Source organism: Serratia sp. 14-2641 (assembly GCF_001692375.1).
In the GTDB taxonomy this organism is placed as follows: Bacteria; Pseudomonadota; Gammaproteobacteria; order Enterobacterales; family Enterobacteriaceae; genus Chania; species Chania fonticola_C.
Window position 1 is genome coordinate 180,322 of the sequence record NZ_LXKR01000005.1, and the last position, 20,529, is coordinate 200,850.

At 55.0% G+C, this 20,529-nt stretch carries 17 protein-coding genes; 11 read left to right on the plus strand and 6 right to left on the minus strand.

Annotated features, from left to right (window positions below):
- Nucleotides 1–37: 37 nt before the first annotated feature.
- Nucleotides 38–2,674, minus strand: a complete 2,637-nt coding sequence (mngB, locus tag A6U95_RS04705; protein ID WP_065683662.1) for a mannosylglycerate hydrolase — start codon at nucleotides 2,672–2,674, stop codon at nucleotides 38–40.
- Nucleotides 2,675–2,879: 205 nt separating this feature from the next.
- Nucleotides 2,880–4,805, minus strand: coding sequence for a PTS 2-O-a-mannosyl-D-glycerate transporter subunit IIABC (gene mngA, locus A6U95_RS04710; RefSeq protein WP_065683663.1), 1,926 nt, complete (start codon nucleotides 4,803–4,805; stop codon nucleotides 2,880–2,882).
- Nucleotides 4,806–5,039: 234 nt separating this feature from the next.
- Here mngA and A6U95_RS04715 point away from each other — a divergent pair, with 234 nt between their 5' ends.
- Nucleotides 5,040–5,756 (plus strand): GntR family transcriptional regulator, encoded by a 717-nt coding sequence (locus A6U95_RS04715; RefSeq protein WP_024527265.1) that lies wholly within the window; start codon nucleotides 5,040–5,042, stop codon nucleotides 5,754–5,756.
- Nucleotides 5,757–5,812: 56 nt separating this feature from the next.
- Here the strand turns inward: A6U95_RS04715 and A6U95_RS04720 are convergent, their stop codons facing one another.
- Both A6U95_RS04720 and A6U95_RS04725 read right to left on the minus strand, forming a co-directional pair.
- Nucleotides 5,813–6,733, minus strand: a complete 921-nt coding sequence (locus A6U95_RS04720) for a L,D-transpeptidase family protein (RefSeq protein WP_024485479.1) — start codon at nucleotides 6,731–6,733, stop codon at nucleotides 5,813–5,815.
- A 178-nt stretch (nucleotides 6,734–6,911) separates the two neighbouring features.
- A complete protein-coding gene (locus A6U95_RS04725) occupies nucleotides 6,912–7,790 on the minus strand; it encodes a helix-turn-helix domain-containing protein (protein WP_065683665.1) in 879 nt (292 codons plus the stop codon).
- 142 nt (nucleotides 7,791–7,932) lie between these two features.
- On the opposite strand from A6U95_RS04725, the gene A6U95_RS04730 reads away from it, so the two are divergent.
- From A6U95_RS04730 to A6U95_RS04750, 5 genes are all read left to right on the plus strand, one after another.
- Nucleotides 7,933–8,754: a helix-turn-helix transcriptional regulator gene (locus A6U95_RS04730; protein WP_065683666.1), complete on the plus strand. Its 822-nt coding sequence runs from the start codon at nucleotides 7,933–7,935 to the stop codon at nucleotides 8,752–8,754.
- Between the two features lie 124 nt (nucleotides 8,755–8,878).
- A complete protein-coding gene (locus A6U95_RS04735; protein ID WP_065683667.1) occupies nucleotides 8,879–9,640 on the plus strand; it encodes a hypothetical protein in 762 nt (253 codons plus the stop codon).
- Nucleotides 9,621–10,349, plus strand: coding sequence for an RES family NAD+ phosphorylase (locus A6U95_RS04740; RefSeq protein WP_065683668.1), 729 nt, complete (start codon nucleotides 9,621–9,623; stop codon nucleotides 10,347–10,349). The genes A6U95_RS04735 and A6U95_RS04740 overlap by 20 nt, the downstream gene beginning before the upstream one ends.
- A gap of 230 nt (nucleotides 10,350–10,579) precedes the next feature.
- Nucleotides 10,580–11,656, plus strand: coding sequence for a YncE family protein (locus A6U95_RS04745; protein ID WP_065683669.1), 1,077 nt, complete (start codon nucleotides 10,580–10,582; stop codon nucleotides 11,654–11,656).
- A gap of 311 nt (nucleotides 11,657–11,967) precedes the next feature.
- Nucleotides 11,968–12,237 carry a hypothetical protein gene (locus tag A6U95_RS04750; protein ID WP_037435676.1) on the plus strand — a complete coding sequence of 90 codons (270 nt, stop codon included), beginning with the start codon at nucleotides 11,968–11,970 and terminating at the stop codon, nucleotides 12,235–12,237.
- 160 nt (nucleotides 12,238–12,397) lie between these two features.
- Here the strand turns inward: A6U95_RS04750 and A6U95_RS04755 are convergent, their stop codons facing one another.
- Together A6U95_RS04755 and A6U95_RS04760 are read right to left on the minus strand one after the other, a co-directional pair.
- Nucleotides 12,398–13,189 carry a nucleotidyltransferase domain-containing protein gene (locus tag A6U95_RS04755; RefSeq protein WP_065683670.1) on the minus strand — a complete coding sequence of 264 codons (792 nt, stop codon included), beginning with the start codon at nucleotides 13,187–13,189 and terminating at the stop codon, nucleotides 12,398–12,400.
- A gap of 4 nt (nucleotides 13,190–13,193) precedes the next feature.
- A complete protein-coding gene (locus A6U95_RS04760; protein ID WP_065683671.1) occupies nucleotides 13,194–14,417 on the minus strand; it encodes an RtcB family protein in 1,224 nt (407 codons plus the stop codon).
- A 189-nt stretch (nucleotides 14,418–14,606) separates the two neighbouring features.
- On the opposite strand from A6U95_RS04760, the gene rtcR reads away from it, so the two are divergent.
- The 5 genes from rtcR to yjiA all read left to right on the plus strand — a co-directional run bounded on the left by rtcR (nucleotide 14,607) and on the right by yjiA (nucleotide 20,435).
- Nucleotides 14,607–16,184, plus strand: coding sequence for an RNA repair transcriptional activator RtcR (gene rtcR, locus A6U95_RS04765; RefSeq protein ID WP_065683672.1), 1,578 nt, complete (start codon nucleotides 14,607–14,609; stop codon nucleotides 16,182–16,184).
- Between the two features lie 83 nt (nucleotides 16,185–16,267).
- A complete protein-coding gene (gene idi, locus A6U95_RS04770) occupies nucleotides 16,268–16,822 on the plus strand; it encodes an isopentenyl-diphosphate Delta-isomerase (protein ID WP_065683673.1) in 555 nt (184 codons plus the stop codon).
- Between the two features lie 200 nt (nucleotides 16,823–17,022).
- Complete coding sequence (locus A6U95_RS04775; RefSeq protein WP_024531182.1) at nucleotides 17,023–19,176, plus strand: carbon starvation CstA family protein; 2,154 nt, start codon at nucleotides 17,023–17,025, stop codon at nucleotides 19,174–19,176.
- Between the two features lie 69 nt (nucleotides 19,177–19,245).
- A complete protein-coding gene (locus A6U95_RS04780; protein WP_021179159.1) occupies nucleotides 19,246–19,449 on the plus strand; it encodes a YbdD/YjiX family protein in 204 nt (67 codons plus the stop codon).
- A 23-nt stretch (nucleotides 19,450–19,472) separates the two neighbouring features.
- Nucleotides 19,473–20,435 (plus strand): GTPase, encoded by a 963-nt coding sequence (gene yjiA / locus A6U95_RS04785; protein ID WP_065683674.1) that lies wholly within the window; start codon nucleotides 19,473–19,475, stop codon nucleotides 20,433–20,435.
- Nucleotides 20,436–20,529: the final 94 nt, after the last annotated feature.

The following is a 20,529-nucleotide window of genomic DNA, read 5'->3' on the forward strand; positions in this document are numbered from 1 at the left end:
ATTCAGAGGCGTGGCAATCCACGCCTCTGGCCAGTACTTATCGGATAAAACGGAAGGTTTTCGACTGGCAAGGCGCCAAGGTAGTGAAATCCCCTTTTGCTATGCCTTGCTGTGGCAACGGTTGCTCGTCCATACCGGTTTCCAGCCATTCCTGCGCTGGAGCCGCCAACGTTAACGCTCCGCCGATCGACACCTGCTCCGAAGGGTTATACACTCGAATAATCAAAGCATCGGCATCCTCAGCCTTCTTCAACACGCTCAATACTGGGCCTGATTCTGGCATCGATAGCAGGCTAAAGTGCAGCGGCGTGCGGAAGGCCGCCAGATTAAGCTTCATCGCATCAAACGGGATTTTGTTGTAACAGCGCACCGGAGTGACGTAGGCCCGCGCCTGCTGCATCACGCCCGCCTGGTGCGGATCTCCTGCAAAACCGAACAGGCTGAACCGACAATGCAATTTGCCACGCATCTGGGAGTCTGGCGTTGGCAGTTTGATGCCGGAAGGGCGACCCGGCCGCAACAGCAATTCCTCTTTACCCAGCACGCCTACCGAGCGGAACAGCGTCAGGGCAAAGGTATCGCGGCGCTCACCAACAATCTCGAACTCACGCAACCCCTCGGTAAACAATGCCATGCCATGCAGATCGTCATGCAAGGCGGCAAAGTTTATCAGTTGCCACACCGGGATCGGCGCCTCTTTCCAGCCCTCTTGCTGCCAAACGGCCATGGCCGGATCGTCCACCGGGCGAGTAATGCAGCCAAACTGGTTATCCGCCAGCACGCTTTCACTGGCGAACGGCGTTGGGATCAATACCCGCACGCGGTGATCGTCGGCCTGGTTATCCAGCCACATCTCAATGTCGATGCGGCGGCTGTTGTGCGCCAACGTCACCTGGCACTGTACATCCAGGTAACCGTCGCTCCGCCGCTCCGCCCGCTGTTGCAAATTGGCTGGCAATGCCATGCGCAGTTCCAGTGTGGCGATACTCTGCCAAGCCTCATGTTTGATGGCGGTAGCCACTGCGCTTTGCGTGGAATAGATCAACCACTCTTCACGGGAAGGCGAATAGTCATACTCATCGCCATCGTCGGAGCCATCTTCCAGTTGCAACACCTGCTGATAGAGATAGCCGCTCTGTTTATCGGTAATATCCAACGTACCGTTGGCATTCAGGGCAATGCGGTAATACTCGTTTTCCAACAGTTCTGCCGGTTGCGCCGCAGCTTGGCGTTGTTGACCTGCGTGATTGGCATGAATATGCAGGGTGCAATATCCCATCGCGGGCAATGGGCGACAGAGCTGAATGTCGTACTCCATAAAGGGATCGTAGTTGCCGTAATGCACAATCTGGCGATCCACCAGCCCAGGATCGATCTCCCGCGCGGCGCGGATAAAATACTCCACCGGCTGGCCCTGTTCATCCATCAGCGAGAACTGCTGGGCACGAATACGAATGGTGGTGTTGATCACCTCTTCACGCGGGTAAGGCAGCAGGTTGAAGAACGTCAGTTTGTCGGCATCTGCGTGCTGTACCGGCATATTGTCGACAATCTTGCGCATGTAAAAGCGCACCAGGTTTTCCGCCATGTCGTCCGCCAGAATAAAGCGCGTCATGATCTCCTGATGTACCTTGTCGCTACAGCAACAGCCGATACTGTCGTGGGCGTGGTTTTTCAGGATCTCTTTCCACATTTTCTCCAGCAGGCCGTGATGGTATTCAAAGCCCAGTGACCAGGCGATCGCCGCCAACGGCTCGAGGATATTAACGATCTTGTTCTCGATCTCGGCGTGGGCGATCTTGATATCCATGCGGGTTGACGAGATGGTGCGGTGCACGCGCATGTATTTACCGTCGTTAAATTCGCCCTTCAGCGTCGCCAAACGTTCACGACTGGCTTCGATCCGCTCGAAGACCTCTTCAAAACGGCTCATGACAAACTCACGCTGTGGATAAATCTCGCGCAGTTTGGCCATCACCTGGAAGATATTCTGTTGCAGCGGCATCTGATCGTGGCCGTTCGGCAACAGGATATCTTTGGTAACCGAGGCGTTTTCCAGCACGGTGAAATAACTGTCCAGCCGTTTGCGCAGCCCTGCTTCATCTTCGGGCAGGTATTTACCAATGGCGTAACCCAGCGGCAGCACCTGTGCCGCAACTTCGCTGCCGTCGTTGCTTTGCCACAGGAACTCGGTCTTGTCGGTACCGTGGCGCTCGGAGCAACCGCGCCAGAACATGGCGCGCGTGATACCGAACCCGTTGAAAATATGCGGTAACTGCGAAGACATGCTGAAAGAGTCCGGCAGATAGCCGATCTTCATCGGTTCGCCAAAGGACAGGCAGTCGCGCATGCCGTACATCAGGTTGCGCACGATCGATTCCCCTGACACCACCATGGTATCGGTTTGGGTATACCACGGCCCAACGATCAGCTTGCCAGCCTGCACCAACGCTTTCACCCGCCCGTGATTTTCTGGCTTGATGGCAAAGTAGTCTTCCAGCACCGCCGTTTGCCCATCCAGCACATAGAAACGGTACTCGGGATCGGTTTCCAACCGGGTCAGGATCTCTTCCATGTTGTTTATCAGCAGGATGCGTGACTCCTCGGTGGTGAAATACCACTCACGATCCCAGTGCATATGCGGCGTAATGTGAACACGTGATACAGCTTTCATAATCAATTCCTAAGATGACGTAACCAAGTCCCCCACCCCAACCCTCTCCCCACAGGGAGCTGATGACTCCTGCTCTTTTGGCAGTAAAGCGGTAATCTCAGCAAACTCGATCGCCCCCTTATCCAGGGTGCGTCACCGAATTTTCAGATCCACTCGATCAGTCCCCCCTCACTAAAGGAGAGGGTTAGCGTGAGGGGAAATCAACTTACTGCGGCTGAACGAGGGTGTATTTGCCCTGCTTCATCGCCTGACGCCGCCAAAGGATCAGCACCAATGTGGAGATCGCCGTGCCAAGCAGCGCCGCCCCCAGCCAAATGGCTGCCGACAGCAGGCCACCGAGGCCATTATCGTGCAGCAGAAACAGCGAGAAGATCCCCGCGCCCGGCGTCGAAAGGCCAATCCCCATCCCACCGACGATCGCGCCGGTCACCAGCGATCCCACCAGGAAGGAGCCGATCACCCGCACGGGATCTTCGATCGCCATCGGGATCGCCCCTTCGGTAATGCCTGCCAGGCCAAGCAGCCAGGTGGATTTACCGGTTTCAATCTCGAACTGTTGGAACAGCCGTGGAGCCAGCAAGGTGGAGGCGGTGACCGTAAAGGCCGAAACCATTTTGACCGCGCCAAAGATCGCATAGGGGCCGAACACGCCGTTGGCCATCGCCCCCAGGCAGAACGCATAGGCCGCCTTGTTCACCGGGCCGCCGAGGTCGAACGAGCACATAAAACCGAGGAGCGCTCCCAGCACCAGCGCGTTGGTACCAGACAGGCTGTTAAGCCAGGCGGTCAGGCTGTTGTTCAACCAGGCCACCGGCTCCCCGATCACAAACAGCATCAGGCTGCCCGCTACCAGCGTGCCAATCACCGGGTAAAGATAAAACGTCAGGAAGCCGTTGAAGTTGGGGCTGAGGCGCACATGGTTCTTCACCCAGCGCATCAGATATCCGGCGATCAGGCCGCCCACAATACCGCCAAGGAAGCCGGAGCCAATCATGTTTGCCGCCAACCCGGCCGCAAAGCCTGGGCCAAGAGCCGGTTTATCCGCCAGCGAATACGCCGTGTAGGCCGCCAGCACCGGTACCATCAAGATACCCAGCATGCCGCCGCCCAGCTTGCGGTACATCCACAACCAGGAGTTCTCTTGATCAAACAGATGCTGCAGGCCAAAGATCTGTGCCAGCAAAACCGAAACAGCCAAGACCGTGCCCCCCGCCACAATCAGCGGCACCGCAAAAGAGATGCCGCTGAGTAACGCCTGTTTGAGTTCGGTCTTCACGCTATTTTTCTGCACCGGCACTTCGCTCTGCTGCACCCGCGCAGCACCGTTAGCGGATTGGCCCACAGCCAATGCCTGCTGCAAAATGCGTTCGGCGTGCTTGATGGGCTCGGCGACCGGCGTTTCGATACGGGGAATACCGTTGAAGCGCTCCACTTCTTTAATCGCGACTTCGGCAGCGAACACGCAGGCCGTCGCATTATTTAGCTGTTCCGCCGTCAAGCGGCCTTCGATCCCGTTAGCCCCTTGTTTCTCGACATACACGTTGATGCCGAGCTTGCGCCCCGCCTTCTCAAGATATTCCGCAGCCATATAGGTATGGGCGATACCGGCCGGGCACGCGGTGACGCACACCACCGTAGGCCGCGTATCATCCTTCGGTTTGGGTGCAGATTCCGGCGTCCCTCCAGCCAGCAGGGCCAACAACTGTTCCGGCGTACGAGCATTTAGAACTGCCGCGCGGATGTCGTCATCCACCAGCGCCGTCGTCAGGCTGGTCAGTAATTGCATATGCGTGGTACCGGCCTGTGCCTGCGGGATCGCCAGCAGGAAGATCAGGTTGACGCTTTCCGGCCCATCGATCCCTTCCCACTCCAACGGCGTTTTCAGCGTGGCAACGGCAAATGCCGCTTCCTTTACCGCATCGCTTTTACCATGGGGCACCGCCAACCCTTCCCCCAACGCGGTAGGGCCTTGCGCTTCCCGGGCAAAGACCTCGCGGAGAAACGCCGCTTTGTCATGCAATTTGCCTTGCACGTCTAGTTGGTCGGCAAGCTGATGAATCGCCTGATCGCGCCCCGCAAAGGCCACTTGCAGGTTTATCAGGCTGGGGTGGGTCAGGCTGCTCAGGTCCATCTTTATCCTCACGCTGAAGCCAGGGCGGCTCCGTCAATAAACAGGCGGCGATCATACCAAGACAAGCCACACCAATTTGTGATCAATTTCAAATCAACGCATTTTTTGTATTAAATTTGTATTAATTCAATTTAAGAACAACTTAACGAGATATGGCGTTATTGGTTTGTTTATCCCTGGCCTAAGGCTAGAATGCGGGCAGCAGATCCAACAACCAGCCGGGGACACCAAAGCGTGAGCAAAAAGCCTATTTATCGCCAGATTGCGGATACCCTGCGCCAACAGGTTGCCGATGGTGAACTCAAGCCCGGCGATGCGTTACCGACCGAGGCTTTACTGCGCGAACAGTACAACGTCAGCCGGGTAACGGTGCGCCAGGCGTTGAAATTACTGACCGAAGAACAGGTGATTGAGAGCATTCAGGGCAGCGGCTGGTACGTCAAAGAAGAGAAGGTGAATTACGATATCTATCAGCTCACCAGCTTTTATGAAAAGCTGGCGGATCGCAACGTGGAAACCCACAGCGACGTGCTGATCTTTGAAGTCGCCAAGGCCAGCCCAACCATCGCCGAAGCATTGCACCTGACCACTGAAGACAAGGTGTATTACGTCAAACGGGTGCGCTATATCAAGCAAAAACCAGTGACGCTGGAAGAGACCTGGATGCCTCTGGCACTGTTCCCCGACCTCAGCTATGAGGTGATGCAGAAATCCAAATATCACTACATCGAACAGGTCAAAAAGCGGGTAATTGACCGTAGCGAGCAGGAGATCATCCCAGTAATGCCAAGCGAAGATGTGGTGAAGGCGTTAGGAATAGATCCGCAGAAACCGATCCTTGAGAAGGTCTCCACCGGTTTTCTCAACGACGGTACGGTATTTGAGTTCAGCCGCAACTTCTTTAAGAGCGAAGATTACAAGTTCACTCTGGTGGCCAAGCGGATACGCTGAGTTTTTCCCATAAAAAAAGACGCCCGAGAGCGTCTTTTTTATCGCAATAGCAAAAATCAGTTCACTTTAACCGGCATACCGGAACGTGCCTTGATGGCCGCGTCCACGACGCTCTGGTCAACGGCTGGATCCATCAGCACTTTGCCTACCGGCGCGGTAATGGTGATTGGCACTGGCTCTTTCGACTTCAGCTCATCTTCGTTGGCAGACAGCGGGTTGTGTACTTCCAGGTAACGTGAACCGTCTGGCTCTACGGAAACCTTCACTGGCTCGTTGATAAACTGCACGCGAGTGCCTACTGGCACGCTGTCGAACAGGTATTTGATGTCGTCAGCACGCAGACGCACACAGCCGTGGCTCACACGCAGGCCGATACCGAAGTTGGCGTTAGTACCATGGACCGCATACAGGCGGCCAACATAGAGGGCGTACAGACCCATCGGGTTATCAGGGCCCGCCGGGAATACCGCTGGCAGGATTTCACCATCGGCAGCGTACTCTTCACGCATTTTAGCGGTTGGCGTCCAGGTTGGGCCTGCTTTCTTGCGTTGTACGGTGGTGACCCAGTCCAGCGGCGTATCTTTACCCAACTGGCCGATACCAATCGGCAGCACTACGACGGTCTTGGTGCCTTTCGGGTAGTAGTACAGACGCATTTCTGCGCTGTTGATGATGATGCCTTCACGCGGAGCGTCAGGCAGGATCAGCTGCTGTGGGATGGTCAGCGTGCTGCCTGGCAGCGGTAAGAACGGGTCAACGCCAGGGTTAGCCTCCAGCATGTTGCTCAAACCCATCTGGTATTGAGCCGCAAAGCTCTCCAGCGGCAGTTTGCTGTCTGCAGGCACGGTGATCTGAATATTTTCCCCAACCAGACGGCTGTCTTTGGCGGGCAAAGGGTATACAACGGCGAAGGCAGCCTGGCTGAATGCAACCAGAGCGGTAAACAGGGTTAATAACGCGCGAATGCTCATTTTCATCTTCGTAGTAAAGTGGTGGCCGCACTGGCTAAAAATGGTATGTGTTCTGCCCGGCCTGGTTTGACCGGATGCGCATTATATGTGCACTTGCCGCCAAGATGGAAACATTACTAACGCAAATACCTCACTTTTTTGTAGCCGGATATAGGGAATAGTGTCCTTTTGGTAAATTCCTGCCCTAGCGTAACCCACTGACCTCTTCGCTACGGCGGATCGGGATAAGATATTCACAGCTGATCGCCGCCTGCTCGTCACCGTAGCAAACGCCTAATGCCGGGTAAAAACGCTCAATATCCTGCCCTGGCCGCCGTACCGCATTCATCTGCGGAATGGCCGTGTCATACAGCCGGGCGATAAAGTTCTGGAGCCCTGCAACCTGCCCCTGATAGGCAAAGCGGGCATACTCTCCGGGTTCGATCGTCACCGTTTCACCTGCCGCCTCTTCCTCTGGCAGTGCCGCCGTATACACCATCTGTTGACGATCCCGCTGCTGGGTGTCTGCCTTCAGGCTCATCAGGCCATACGCGACGGTGGGTAATTCCTGTTCCGGATGCAGCAAATGCCGCCAGGCGTGTTGGCGTAGCAGCTTTTTCGAGGGCCCCAATTGCCCCAACGTGCAGCTACCCTGCTGAGTATGGCCGACTAGTTTCATCGAAGGCAGCACAATAATCTGCGCCTCTGGCATTGGCTCATGGGTCATATTCAACGGCGGTTGCAAACCATAACTAGGCCAGTCCAGGCTGCGACGATAAGCCGCCGGTGGCAAACCAAACTGTTTTTTAAATCCACGGGTGAAGGTCTGCTGCGAATCGAACTGGTATTTATCTGCGATACAGGCCACCGTGGCGCTGGTCAGGCGCAACTCACGTGCCGCCGCCGTCAACCTTCTGCGCCGGGCATAGGTCCCCAACACTTCGCCGGTGTGCTGCTTGAACATCCGTTGCAGATGCCATTTGGAATAGCCGGATTTGGCCGCGATGCTGTCCAGCGTCAAGGGCTGATCCAGGCTTTGCTCAATCCAGGCCAGAAGCTGACTGATAACATTTTCCTGATGCATGGCCTCTCCTCTGCGTTGTCGGTCATGAGCGTGTTACCACAAAACACGCCAGTGGCGCTTACTCTATCGACGTTGGCGCTAGACCACATTGCACAATCAAGACATAATATTGCTCAAATACGCCAATATGATAATTGTTCTCATGAAAGCCACTTGCCAGGATCCCAGACCCGATATCGATAACGTGCCCCGCGCCATCTTCGCGGTTCAGGCATCAAGCGTGCAGAAAGACTGGGAATGCACCCATCATCGCCACCGCAAGGCGCAATTGATTTACACGGTGCGCGGCATGATCCGCTGCGAGGTTGAAAATGGCCTGTGGCTAGTGCCACCACAATGTGCCTTGTGGATGCCAAGTAACGTCAGCCACAACGCGCGCGCCACCAGCCAAAGCGAGTGCTATTGCCTCTTCGTTGAGCAGGATGCCATCCCTGGTTTGCCACAAAACTGCTGCACCTTGACGGTATCTCCATTACTGCGAGAACTGCTGTTGCAGGCCAGCCAGTTCGATATTCTCTATCCGGAAGAGGGTCCGGAAGGCCGCATTGCGAAGGTTTTGTTGGATCAACTGGCCGCCGCGCCGCTGGAGAACCTGCACCTGCCGGTGTCCAATGATGCCCGCATCCGCCAATTGACCGAGCAACTGCTGGCCAACCCGGCCGATAAATCCACGCTGGGTCAGTGGGCGCAACGCATTGGCATGAGCGAACGTTCGCTCAGCCGAACGCTGCAACAGCAGATGGGCATGAGCTTTGGCCACTGGCGGCGGCAATTACATGTGATGCTGGCTCTGCAACGCTTAACGCAGGGGGAAAGCGTCCAGACCGTGGCGTTAGATCTCGGCTACGAGAGCGCCAGCGGTTTTGTCACCATGTTCCGTAAAGCGGTAGGTAAGCCTCCGGCCCGTTATCTGGCGGAAAAAGCCGCCGCAGACCAGGCGCTTGCTGGTGCGATAAGACTGTAAGCCCACACTTCGACCGATCATGTTGCTGCATCTGTTCTGGTTAATTCTTACACAACCTGCTATAACTGAGGATAGTTTGGTTAGAATGGTTAAAACGGTTAGCTTTAGCTAACGGGAGAAAAGAATGCTGGCCCGAGAAATCGACATCAACAAAGATGGCCTCAGGATCAGGGAAGATGGGCTGCAGATGGTCATCAGTAAAAGGAAAATGAAGGCGCAGAAGCCTTTCTTTCAGCTGAAAGTTGATATAGACAACTCAACGTCTCTCGGTGTGGTTGAAGAACACCTGAAAATCATGTTGCAAACTCTCCGCCAGGTTAGAGAAGCTGAAAATGATTCTGGCGACGTTTGCCACATCGACGAGACACGTTTTGAAGCCATGTTTCATAGCCTGGAGCAACAAATCAATCCGGATGACACTGCCCGGATAATTCTTCCGCGGGATACGCAAGAGCCCGTCAATCACAGTGGCCTGGTTGATATTTCCAAGGTGGAGCGCGGGCGTGAGCACATCCTGGCGGCCAGCGAATGGCTCACGGCAGAGCAGATTTCCCATCTGGCAGGCTTTGCTACCGAGAATCCCTCGGCCCAGCCAAGCAAATGGAAAAGCCATAACCGCATATTTTCATTGAAGAAAGGGGCAACACAACTCTTTCCCCGTTATGCGCTGGATGATAACTATCGCCCTCTTCCCGTGATGGCAGTGTTGCTCGCCAGCTTTAAAAACCTGAAACGCGGCTGGGGGCTTGCCCAATGGTTCGCGACGTCAAACAACCTGTTGGCTGGCCGCCGTCCCATGGAAATGTTGCAGTCATATCCGGCCAATGTGATTGCGGCGGCGGAATATGAAGCGAAAAGGATCGTCGATGGAGCAGAACAAAGTTAAACAGAAGGGTGAGCCCAAAAAGGAAGATTTTGGTTCACCCGTTTTTCTTGGCCGCAAGATAGCCACCCCTGGCAAGACCCTGCGGGTAAGAATCGAAGTCATTCCCAAAGGCACGGTGTTACATCGCTGCCATGATGCGCAGTACCCCGGTGACAGTTTTAATCCCGGCAGAATATTGCTTCCCCATGAGTACGGAGCCCGTTTCAGCCCTATCAGGGATGCAGCTTTGGATCTGATCCCCACCATGTACCTGGCCAGCAGTTGCGAGGCCGCTATCGCAGAATCGGTTTTTCACGATGTGATCGCCACAGGCAAAACAGAATTTTTCGATTTACGCCCATTTACCCATATGCATTACATCCAGTTGAAACCAGAGCGGGATCTGAACGTCGTCAGTTGCCGAGCACAGGATTGTCTCTATATGGGCATCGATCGCGATGAATTGATCGGCAGTACCCAGCTCGAATACTCGCAAACCCGAGCCTGGTCACAGGCTATTTATCAACAGCATCATAACGTTGACGGAATGAAGTGGTACTCAAAAAGAAATGACGATCATTTTGCCATGATCCTGTTTGGCGGCCAACGGGTCATGGATAGTGAACTCTCGATAGCCGAACCCTCAAGCCGTCTCCTCAGCCATAAAGCCATTGGCCAAATTATCCAAAAGACCGCCGAGCGTCTGGGCCTGATCCTGACCGAAGAGTAGACACTGGCCGGATATTCTCCTCTCTCTGATTAACCTAAACGTGACTCTTATCGCCCCAAGCAACAAAAGTGCTCCCCTTCCGTAAGAATAATGATTATCATTCACAAATATAGTGAGCCGCATGCAATGACATTACCGGCCAGATTTTGCTTTCGATTCAATGTTGAGCCCGATTTAGCCACCGAGCAGCAGCCCGGTGGCGGCCTGTATTTTGATCAAATGGAGCTTTTATGAACGCTATGATGACCACCAGCCGTAAGTTTGGCGGACGTGCGGTTTACCCTCTGTTGCTTCTCAGCAGCCTGATGTTTTCCACCTCTGTACTGGCACAGACAGAAACGGAACTGCTGCGTAAGCCGGTAGGTAAAGGCGCTTACGAGATGGTGTACAGCCAGGGCGAGAATGCGCTGTATCTGGCAACTTCACAGAGCCGCAAGCTGGATAAGGGCGGCATCGTCTATCGCCTTGACCCACAAACGCTGGATATCACGCAGATCATTCATAATGATATCAAACCGTTCGGTGCCGCCATCAACACCAAGACCGATACTCTCTATTTTGGTAACACCACCAGTAACTCGCTGACCGCGATCGACGGCAAAACCGGCGAAGTGAAAGGCCGCCTGGTGCTGGATGCGCGTAAACGCTCTGATACCGTAAAACCATTGGCCCCACGTGAGCTGGTGGCAGACGCGACCACAGACACCGTCTATATCACCGGCTTGGGCGAGTCCAGCGTGGTTTGGGTTGTGGATGGCAAGGATCTGACTCTGCGCACCACCATCACCGAAACCGGTAAATACGGTACCGGCCTGGCGCTGGATGCAGCGGCAAGCCGCCTGTATGTGACCAATGCCGATGGCGAGTTGGTGACTATCGATACCAAAACCAACAAGGTGCTGTCACGTAAGAAGCTGGATGAGTCGAAGGAGCACTTCTTCCTGAATATCAGCCTGGATCCGGCAACCCACCGTGCGTTCATCACCGATTCCAAGCAGCCGCAGGTACTGGTTGTTGATACCAACAACGGCAACATTCTGCAGAAGATCGACGTGCCGGAATCCCTGGCCGTGTTGTTTAACCCAGCGCGCAATGAAGTGTACGTTACTCATCGCCAAGCGGGCACCGTGAGCGTGATCGACGCCAAGAGCTACAAGCTGTTGGAAACCATCAAGACGCCAACGCATCCGAACAGCCTGGCACTGTCACCAGATGGTAAGACGCTGTACGTGAGCGTGAAGCAGGCTTCAAGCCGTGAAAAAGAAGCCACCGCTCCAGATGACGTGATCCGCATTGCGTTGAAATAATAGCGTTATTCTCCCTCACCCTAACCCTCTCCCCAAGGAGAGGGAATCGAACGTGCTACGGTTTACGCCTGCGTTTGACCGCCACACCGCTGGGGTGAGGGAAGAATATAGTGTCATGTTGTCTCCAGGCAACCTGGCTTTTTTACCCTTTGGCTCCCGCTTCTCTCCCGCTAATGTCAATCCACGTCAAGTTCCTTGACGAAGCTTATCACTTAATTTACCTGAGCTTATCTTGAGCTCGCGATCGCGATGTCCTACGGTATCGGTAGTTTGAATGGATAGCTAACTGACCGTAAAAAGGATCAATGATCATGGTTAAGTCTTTGAGAAATCCGCTGATTGGTTTGCTGTGTTTGTCGACGGTGGGTTGTGCCAATATGACCAACGATGAGGTCGCGATCACCGGTGTGGTGATCGGGCTAGGTGCACTGGTCGCATTGGCACTGCTAAGTGATGGTGACGACGATAAGGGTCATAAAGTGCCACCCCGCAAGGAGCATGGTAATAGAGGTGACCACAAGGGCGGTGATAAACATGGGTATGGGAAGGATCATGGAAAAGGTCATCCCGGACGCCGTTAATCCCTGGCAAAATCCGCAGACTCCCGAGACTACAGACATTTATTCATCGGCTCGCCAGCATATTGTTAAACGGACATATCATGCAGCGCCCCTTCGGTCGAACATGAGCGGTCCCTACTAACATTTGCATTACCGGGGAGCCTTCCTTCTCCCCGGTGGATTACACCATCACCGTGCGATAAAGCAGTTCATCCAGCGATTTGTCGCTGCGGGCCGGGCTGTCGGGCAAGGCTTCCTGCCGGGCATCCGCCGTCAGTTCCTGCGTGATAAACGCGTGGATCCTTTCCCTACGCGGGCCGTACTCCGCCTCGCCTGCGCGCCGTTTCGCCGCCAGTAATTCATGGATTTCCGCCAACAGCAGCGGATCTTCCACCGTGTCAGCCAACAGTTGGTCAAAACGCATCGGCGGCACGCCCTTGCCCGCTTCTATCCAGCGCACCGCCAGCAACGGGCGCAGCACGTAGAAGTATTTCTTCAGCCGTACCTGCTCCCCCTGCAAATAGCCACGGAAGTTTTTCCTGGCCATCGACAGGTAGTGCCAACGCGCCCGCTGCGCGGAGAACCATTCAGGCACTACACCTCGCAACGCCGCAACGCTCTCAGGGGCTTCCTGATATACCACCGGTGAATCCAACCACTCGATCAACGTTGGGTTGGCCCGCTTTAGCAGACCAAGCGCCTTGCGCCATTCCCAGCCACAGACATCCAATTCATGATCGATTGGTAGTTCGATCACATCCCGGTGTGGCTCCACCCGTAAATACCATTCCGGCGGGTGGACATACAAAAAGCGCACGTCGTAATCGCTGTCCGGCGAGGCAAAGCCCCAGCCGCGGCTACCGGATTCGCAGGCATAAAGCACCCGCACGTCGTAACGCTTTTCCACCTCGCCCAGCACCTGCCGGACTCTTTCCCGCATGGCGCTATCCACGCCGTTTACTAGCTGTTCCATCACGTTATCCTTTTACGCATACCACCTGACTCAGGGTATGGACGATTTCCACCAGTGAGGACTGTGCCGCCATCACCGCATCGATATCTTTATAAGCCATTGGGATCTCATCGATCACCTCACTGTCCTTACGGCATTCCACATGTTCGGTTGCCCGGATCTGATCGGCCACGGTGAAGCGTTTTTTTGCCGCCGTACGGCTCATGGTGCGGCCTGCGCCATGGCTGCAAGAACAGAAACTCTCTTCGTTTCCCAATCCGCGCACGATGAAGCTTTTCGCCCCCATAGAACCGGGGATGATCCCCATCTGGCCTTTCTGCGCAGACACGGCCCCTTTACGCGTCACCAACACCGGCTCACCAAAGTGCGTCTCACGCTGCACATAGTTATGGTGGCAGTTCACGGCCTCTTGCTGGGTAGTGAACGGTTTGGTCACGATACGCGACAGCGCCGCCAGCACGTGCTCCATCATCACTTCCCGGTTATGGCGGGCGAAATCCTGTGCCCAACCCACGGCTTCCATGTAATCGTCAAAATGCTGGCTTCCTTCCTCGAAATAGGCCAGGTTACGATCCGGCAAGTTAGCGATATGCTGTTGCATATCCTGCTGTGCCAAGGCAATAAACAGTGAACCGATGGCATTCCCCACGCCACGGGAACCGCTATGCAGCATCACCCACACCTGCTGCGTTTCATCCAGGCAGACTTCGATAAAGTGGTTACCCGTTCCCAACGTTCCCAGATGCTGATAATTGTTGGTTTTCAGCAACTGCGGATATTTGTCGGTCAAGCGCTTAAAGCGCGGCAACAAAGTGGCCCAATGCTGATCGACCGTTTGCGGTGGAGTTTCCCAGGCCCCTTTATCTCTTCTTGAACGGGTCGAGGTACGGCCATGCGGCACCGCCTGTTCGATGGCGCTACGCAGCCCAGCCAGGTTATCCGGCAGATCGGCGGCCACCAGCGAAGTACGCACCGCAATCATGCCGCAACCAATATCCACGCCAACGGCCGCCGGAATAATCGCGCCACGGGTAGGGATCACACTACCAATGGTGGAACCCTTACCCAAATGCACATCCGGCATCACTGCCAAGTGTTTAAAAATAAACGGCATTTTCGCCGTATTCAGCAACTGCTCACGCGCTTCTGGCTCTACGGGCACGCCCTGTGTCCACATTTTGATCGGTGCGCTATTAACCGGTGCCATCAACTCATAATTATTCTTCATTCTTTAGTCATCCTTTTTCTTTTGACGTAGTGGATATAGCGAAAAGCGTGCCAACTCGGTCAAAAACACCCATTAAAAATACAATTAATTGATATTTAACTAATAAATAATTAATCACAGATGACTGGTGATGTTGCCAACAAGCCGGTATTTTATCTTTCAGGATAGTATTTTATCGCAAGGGATAATATGAAGCGCAGAGTCGTGATCGGTGTGCTGGGCACCACGCTGGATAAACGTGGCAAACGGGAAAACCGCTGGAGCAAGTGGCGGCCAACGGTGGGTCTGTGCCAGCAGCCCGATCTGCCGATCGATCGCCTGGAGCTGCTGCATCAGCCGCGTGATAAAGGCATGGCGCAGCAGGTGTCGGAAGATATTGTAGCGGTTTCTCCAGCCACTCAGGTGGTGTTACAGGAAGTGGCACTCAAGGATCCCTGGGATTTGGAAGAGGTGTACAGCGCCTTTCTGGATTTCGCCAGCCGCTATCCGTTTGATACCGAGAACGAAGACTATCTGGTGCATATCACCACAGGCACTCACGTGGTACAAATCTGCTGGTTCCTGCTAACCGAGGCACACTACCTGCCTGCCCAGTTGCTGCAAACCGCCCCCGGTGACAAAGCCGATCGCCCGTCCCCCCAAGGGATTTACTCGGTGATCGATCTGGATCTCAGCCGCTACAGCGCCCTCACCAGCCGATTCCTACATGAACACCAGCGCTCGGTGTCGTTCCTCAAAGCCGGTATTGAAACGCGCAACGCCACCTTTAACTCGCTGATCGACCAGATTGAACGCGTCGCCCTGCGTTCAAATGCGCCCATGCTGCTCACCGGCCCCACCGGAGCCGGGAAATCCTTTTTGGCCGAGCGTATCTATCAACTCCGGCATTCGCGCCATCTGGTAAAAGGCCGTTTTGTCGCGGTGAACTGTGCCACCCTACGCGGCGATAACGCCATGTCGACCCTGTTCGGCCATGTGAAAGGGGCGTTTACCGGTGCGTTGCAGGCACGAGCAGGCCTACTGCGTGAAGCCGACGGCGGCGTACTGTTCCTTGATGAGATCGCCGAACTGGGGTTAGACGAACAGGCGATGCTGCTGAAAGCCATCGAGGAAAAAACCTTCTTCCCCTTTGGTGCCGATAAAGAAGCCAGCAGCGACTTCCAACTGATTGCTGGCACCCATCGTGATATGCGCGACTGGATAGCTCAAGGCCGTTTCCGTGAGGATTTATACGCTCGTATCAATATGTGGACCTTCCCACTGCCCGGCCTGGCTGAGCGCCGCGAAGATATCGAGCCGAACATCGATTACGAATTACAACGCTTTGCTCGCAGTAACCAGACGCAGGTCCGTTTCGACAAAGACGCCAGACAGCGTTACCTGGCTTTTGCCCGTTCCCCGCAGGCGGTCTGGCGCGGCAACTTCCGCGAGCTGGGATCTTCCATCGCACGCATGGCAACGTTGGCAGAGCAAGGGCGCATCAACCAGCCTTTGGTCGATGAAGAAATCGCCCGGCTGAAATCCCATTGGCAGGGGAACACCAGCGTGCAATTACCTGTCGAGCTTGCCGCTATCGATCTGTTCGAGCAAAGCCAGTTGGAAACGGTGCTTGACGTGTGCCGAGCTTCCACATCACTTTCCGAAGCGGGTAGACAGCTGTTTGCCGTCTCGCGCCAGCAGAAAAAACAGCCCAACGATGCAGACCGGCTGCGTAAATACCTGGCGCGCTTTGGACTGAGCTGGGATGAGGTGCGAAATAGAGGCTGAATGGGTGCAGCATGAAGTGCCCCCTACATTGAGACACGGGTGTTATAGTAATAGTCGTACATCGCGATTAAATTGGAATTTTCATGACCCAGCAGCATGTCGTTTTACTTGATGAACAAGGTCAACCCACCGGCGTGATGGAAAAATATGCGGCCCACCAGCGACAAACGCCCCTGCATCTGGCTTTCTCCTCCTGGATCTTCAACCCGCAAGGCGAGTTGCTGATCACCCGCCGAGCGCTGAGCAAAAAAGCCTGGCCAGGCGTTTGGACTAACTCGGTCTGTGGCCATCCGCAGTGGCAGGAGAGCACCGAACACGCCATCGAGCAACGCTGTTTGTATGAAGTGGGCCTGAGCGTGGAACAGATCACCGCCATCGGCCCCGATTTCCGCTACTGCGAGACAGACGCCTCCGGCATTATGGAAAACGAAATCTGCCCGGTTTACGCGGCATTGGCTACGGGTGCCGTTGCAGCCAGAGCAGATGAAGTGATGGACTTCCACTGGGTTGATTTACGCGCGTTGATCGCTGCGGTAACGGCAGCCCCCTGGGCCTTCAGCCCTTGGATGGGGCAGCAGTTGGCGAATGCCAAAACGGAGCAAAACCTGATCGCCTTCGCCACTCACACTTCTGCCTAAACCACTCACCCCGCCATTCCAACCGTTCGCCAGCGTATAAAACCGCTGGCTGAAATTCAGATGTCTTTCCCTATCCAGCCTGGCAATGATGAGCTGTTCCTAAACCTGACCCTAACCAGGGGAAGACGCTACAGCTAAATGTCCGACATCTAAGAATCGGATTTATCACTCAATTTTTGCAGATAGGATAAGGATACCTCATGAAACGCGAGGGGATTTTAAAACACCTCCCATGGATGCTGCTGGGGATACTCGGGGCTTCCTGCCTGGGTGTCATCGCATTGCGCCGTGGCGAAAGTATTAGTGCACTGTGGATCATCGTTGCTTCGGTAGCGGTCTACCTGGTGGCTTATCGCTACTACAGCCTCTACATCGCCACCAAGGTGATGCAGTTGGACGCCACCCGCGCTACACCGGCGGTGGTAAACAACGACGGCCTGAACTACGTCCCCACCAATAAAAACGTGCTGTTCGGCCACCACTTTGCGGCAATCGCCGGTGCGGGTCCGTTGGTTGGCCCAGTGCTGGCAGCACAGGTCGGCTATCTGCCCGGTACGCTGTGGCTGTTAGGCGGCGTGGTGCTGGCGGGGGCGGTACAGGACTTTATGGTGCTGTTTATCTCCTCACGCCGTAACGGTGCTTCGTTGGGCGAGATCATCAAAAAGGAAATGGGCCCAATCCCTGGCACCATCGCGCTGTTTGGCTGCTTCCTGATCATGATCATCATCCTCGCGGTGCTGGCGCTGATCGTAGTGAAAGCCTTGGCCGAAAGCCCATGGGGCGTGTTCACCGTCTGTTCTACCGTGCCAATCGCGCTGTTTATGGGCGTGTACATGCGCTTCCTGCGCCCAGGCAAGGTGGGTGAAGTGTCGGTCATCGGTATCGTGCTGTTGATCGCCTCCATCTGGTTCGGCGGCGTGATTGCCCACGACCCATACTGGGGCCCGGCGCTGACCTTTAAAGACACCACCATCACCTATACGCTGATTGGTTATGCCTTCGTTTCTGCCCTGCTGCCGGTATGGCTGATCCTGGCTCCGCGTGACTATCTGGCCACCTTCCTGAAAATCGGCGTGATCGTCGGGCTGGCGATCGGTATCGTGATCCTCAACCCTGAGCTGAAAATGCCTGCGGTAACGCAGTTCATTGACGGCACCGGCCCGGTCTGGAAAGGCACTCTGTTCCCGTTCCTGTTTATTACCATTGCCTGTGGTGCCGTTTCCGGCTTCCACGCGCTGATCGCTTCAGGTACCACACCGAAACTGCTGGCCAACGAAATGGACTCCCGCTTTATCGGTTATGGCGCCATGCTGATGGAATCCTTCGTTGCCATCATGGCACTGGTCGCGGCTTCTATCATCGAGCCTGGCCTGTACTTCGCCATGAACACCCCACCGGCAGCACTGGGCATTACCATGCCAGACCTGCACCGTCTGGGCACCGAAGATGCACCGATGATCATGGCCTCTCTGCGTGATGTCTCCGCGCATGCTGCCGCAACCGTCAGTTCCTGGGGCTTTGTGATTACCCCAGAGCAGATCCTGCAAACCGCCAAAGACATCGGCGAACCTTCGGTACTGAACCGTGCCGGTGGCGCGCCAACTCTGGCAGTCGGTATCGCTCACGTGTTCCATCAGGTCATCCCTGGCGCGAACATGGGCTTCTGGTATCACTTCGGTATTCTGTTCGAAGCGCTGTTCATCCTGACCGCTCTGGATGCAGGTACCCGTTCCGGTCGCTTTATGCTGCAAGATTTGCTGGGTAACTTCGTGCCATTCCTGAAGAAAACCGATTCACTGGTGGCCGGTATTGCCGGTACTGCCGGCTGCGTTGGGCTTTGGGGTTACCTGCTGTATCAAGGCGTGGTCGATCCATTGGGCGGCGTCAAGAGCCTGTGGCCGCTGTTCGGCATCTCCAACCAGATGTTGGCTGCCGTAGCACTGGTACTGAGCACCGTAGTATTGATTAAGATGAAGCGCACCAAGTACATCTGGGTGACCGTGATCCCAGCAGTTTGGCTGCTGATCTGTACCACCTACGCGATTTGCCTCAAGCTGTTCAGCGACAATCCGCAGTTGGAAGGCTTCTTCTACCAGGCTAGCCTGTACAGAAACAAAATCACCGAGGGCGGTGCTGAACTGACCGTACAGCAGGTTGCCAACATGAACCATATCGTGGTGAACAACTACACCAACGCCGGTTTGAGCATCCTGTTCCTGCTGGTGGTGTACAGCATCATCTTCTTCGGTATTAAAACCGCCATGGCGGCGCACAAAAACCCGAAACGCACCGATCAGGAGACACCATACGTGCCGGTTCCTGAGGGTGGCGTCAAAGTTTCGTCGCACCACTGATGGTGATTTGATGGATACCCTGCATAATGATAATACGTTATGTAGGGTATTTTTCTTTGGAGTGAACCCATGTTCGGAAACCTCGGCCAGGCGGGTAAATATCTCGGGCAGGCTGCACGCATGTTAGTGGGCGTGCCTGACTACGATACCTACGTCCAGCATATGAAAGACAACCATCCGGACAAGCCGGTGATGACCTATAAAGAATTTTTCCGCGAACGCCAGGATGCCCGCTACGGTGGCGATGGCAAAGGCGGTATGCGCTGTTGCTAGTTAAGTAAGTACAAGGACCAGGCATGAAACCCATTGCAGTCACCATCCTGACGGGCTTTTTGGGCGCGGGCAAAACCACCCTGCTGCGCCACATTCTGAATGAAAACCACGGTTACAAGATTGCCGTCATCGAGAACGAATTCGGTGAGGTGCCAATTGATAACGCGCTGATTGGCGACCGCGCCAGCCGCATCACTACCCTCAGCAACGGTTGTATCTGTTGCAGCAAATCCAACGAACTGGCAGACGCGCTGCTGGATCTGCTGGACGGCGTCGATAAGGGGCAACTGGAGTTTGACCGGCTGATTATTGAATGCACCGGCATGGCCGACCCCGGCCCGATCACCCAGACCTTCTTCTCGCACGAAGTCATCGGCCAACGCTTCCTGCTGGACGGGATTATCACGTTGGTGGATGCGGTACATGCCGATCAGCAGTTGAACCAGTTCACTATCTCGCAGGCCCAGGTGGGGTATGCCGACCGTATCCTGCTGACCAAGACAGATGTGGCAACGGATAACGAAGCGCTGATCCAGCGTTTGCAACTGATGAACGCCCGCGCACCGGTATATAAAGTGACGCACGGTGATATCGATCTCAGCGTGCTATTTGATATCGAAGGCTTTGTGCTTAACGACAAGCTCAACGTGGCAGCGCCTACCCCGCTTTTCCGCCGCATTCCACAGGCGCAGAACAACATCCAGTCGATCGTGGTCTATCACGACCAACCGCTGGAGCTGATGCAAATTTCCGAAGTGATGGAAGGCTTATTGCTGAAGTTCGCCGATAACCTGCTGCGCTACAAAGGGATTTTGTCGATTAAGGACGAACCGCGCCGCCTGCTGTTCCAGGGCGTGCAGCGTCTGTATAACGCCGACTGGGACCGTGAATGGTTGCCGGAAGAAGAGTGCAAAAGCACGATGGTGTTTATCGGCATCGATTTGCCGGAAGATGAAATCCGCTCTGGGTTTGCTGCGCTGGGTTGATGAGTTGGGGGGCGGTGTTGGGTGTTAGAACTGCCAACGCTGTCTTTCTTACCATGGAGTTATTGCATAAACATAATAAAAGCACACCTAATAT

Excerpts from the sequence above, each read along its gene's own strand:
- mngB (WP_065683662.1), bottom strand. The coding sequence starts at position 2,674 with ATGAAAGCTGTATCACGTGTTCACATTACGCCGCATATGCACTGGGAT.
- A6U95_RS04725 (WP_065683665.1), bottom strand. The coding sequence starts at position 7,790 with ATGCATCAGGAAAATGTTATCAGTCAGCTTCTGGCCTGGATTGAGCAA.
- A6U95_RS04740 (WP_065683668.1), top strand. The coding sequence starts at position 9,621 with ATGGAGCAGAACAAAGTTAAACAGAAGGGTGAGCCCAAAAAGGAAGAT.
- rtcR (WP_065683672.1), top strand. The coding sequence starts at position 14,607 with ATGAAGCGCAGAGTCGTGATCGGTGTGCTGGGCACCACGCTGGATAAA.
- A6U95_RS04775 (WP_024531182.1), top strand. The coding sequence starts at position 17,023 with ATGAAACGCGAGGGGATTTTAAAACACCTCCCATGGATGCTGCTGGGG.
- A6U95_RS04720 (WP_024485479.1), bottom strand. The coding sequence starts at position 6,733 with ATGAAAATGAGCATTCGCGCGTTATTAACCCTGTTTACCGCTCTGGTT.
- A6U95_RS04750 (WP_037435676.1), top strand. The coding sequence starts at position 11,968 with ATGGTTAAGTCTTTGAGAAATCCGCTGATTGGTTTGCTGTGTTTGTCG.
- A6U95_RS04735 (WP_065683667.1), top strand. The coding sequence starts at position 8,879 with ATGCTGGCCCGAGAAATCGACATCAACAAAGATGGCCTCAGGATCAGG.
- A6U95_RS04760 (WP_065683671.1), bottom strand. The coding sequence starts at position 14,417 with ATGAAGAATAATTATGAGTTGATGGCACCGGTTAATAGCGCACCGATC.
- idi (WP_065683673.1), top strand. The coding sequence starts at position 16,268 with ATGACCCAGCAGCATGTCGTTTTACTTGATGAACAAGGTCAACCCACC.
- mngA (WP_065683663.1), bottom strand. The coding sequence starts at position 4,805 with ATGGACCTGAGCAGCCTGACCCACCCCAGCCTGATAAACCTGCAAGTG.
- A6U95_RS04730 (WP_065683666.1), top strand. The coding sequence starts at position 7,933 with ATGAAAGCCACTTGCCAGGATCCCAGACCCGATATCGATAACGTGCCC.
- A6U95_RS04745 (WP_065683669.1), top strand. The coding sequence starts at position 10,580 with ATGAACGCTATGATGACCACCAGCCGTAAGTTTGGCGGACGTGCGGTT.
- A6U95_RS04755 (WP_065683670.1), bottom strand. The coding sequence starts at position 13,189 with ATGGAACAGCTAGTAAACGGCGTGGATAGCGCCATGCGGGAAAGAGTC.
- A6U95_RS04780 (WP_021179159.1), top strand. The coding sequence starts at position 19,246 with ATGTTCGGAAACCTCGGCCAGGCGGGTAAATATCTCGGGCAGGCTGCA.
- yjiA (WP_065683674.1), top strand. The coding sequence starts at position 19,473 with ATGAAACCCATTGCAGTCACCATCCTGACGGGCTTTTTGGGCGCGGGC.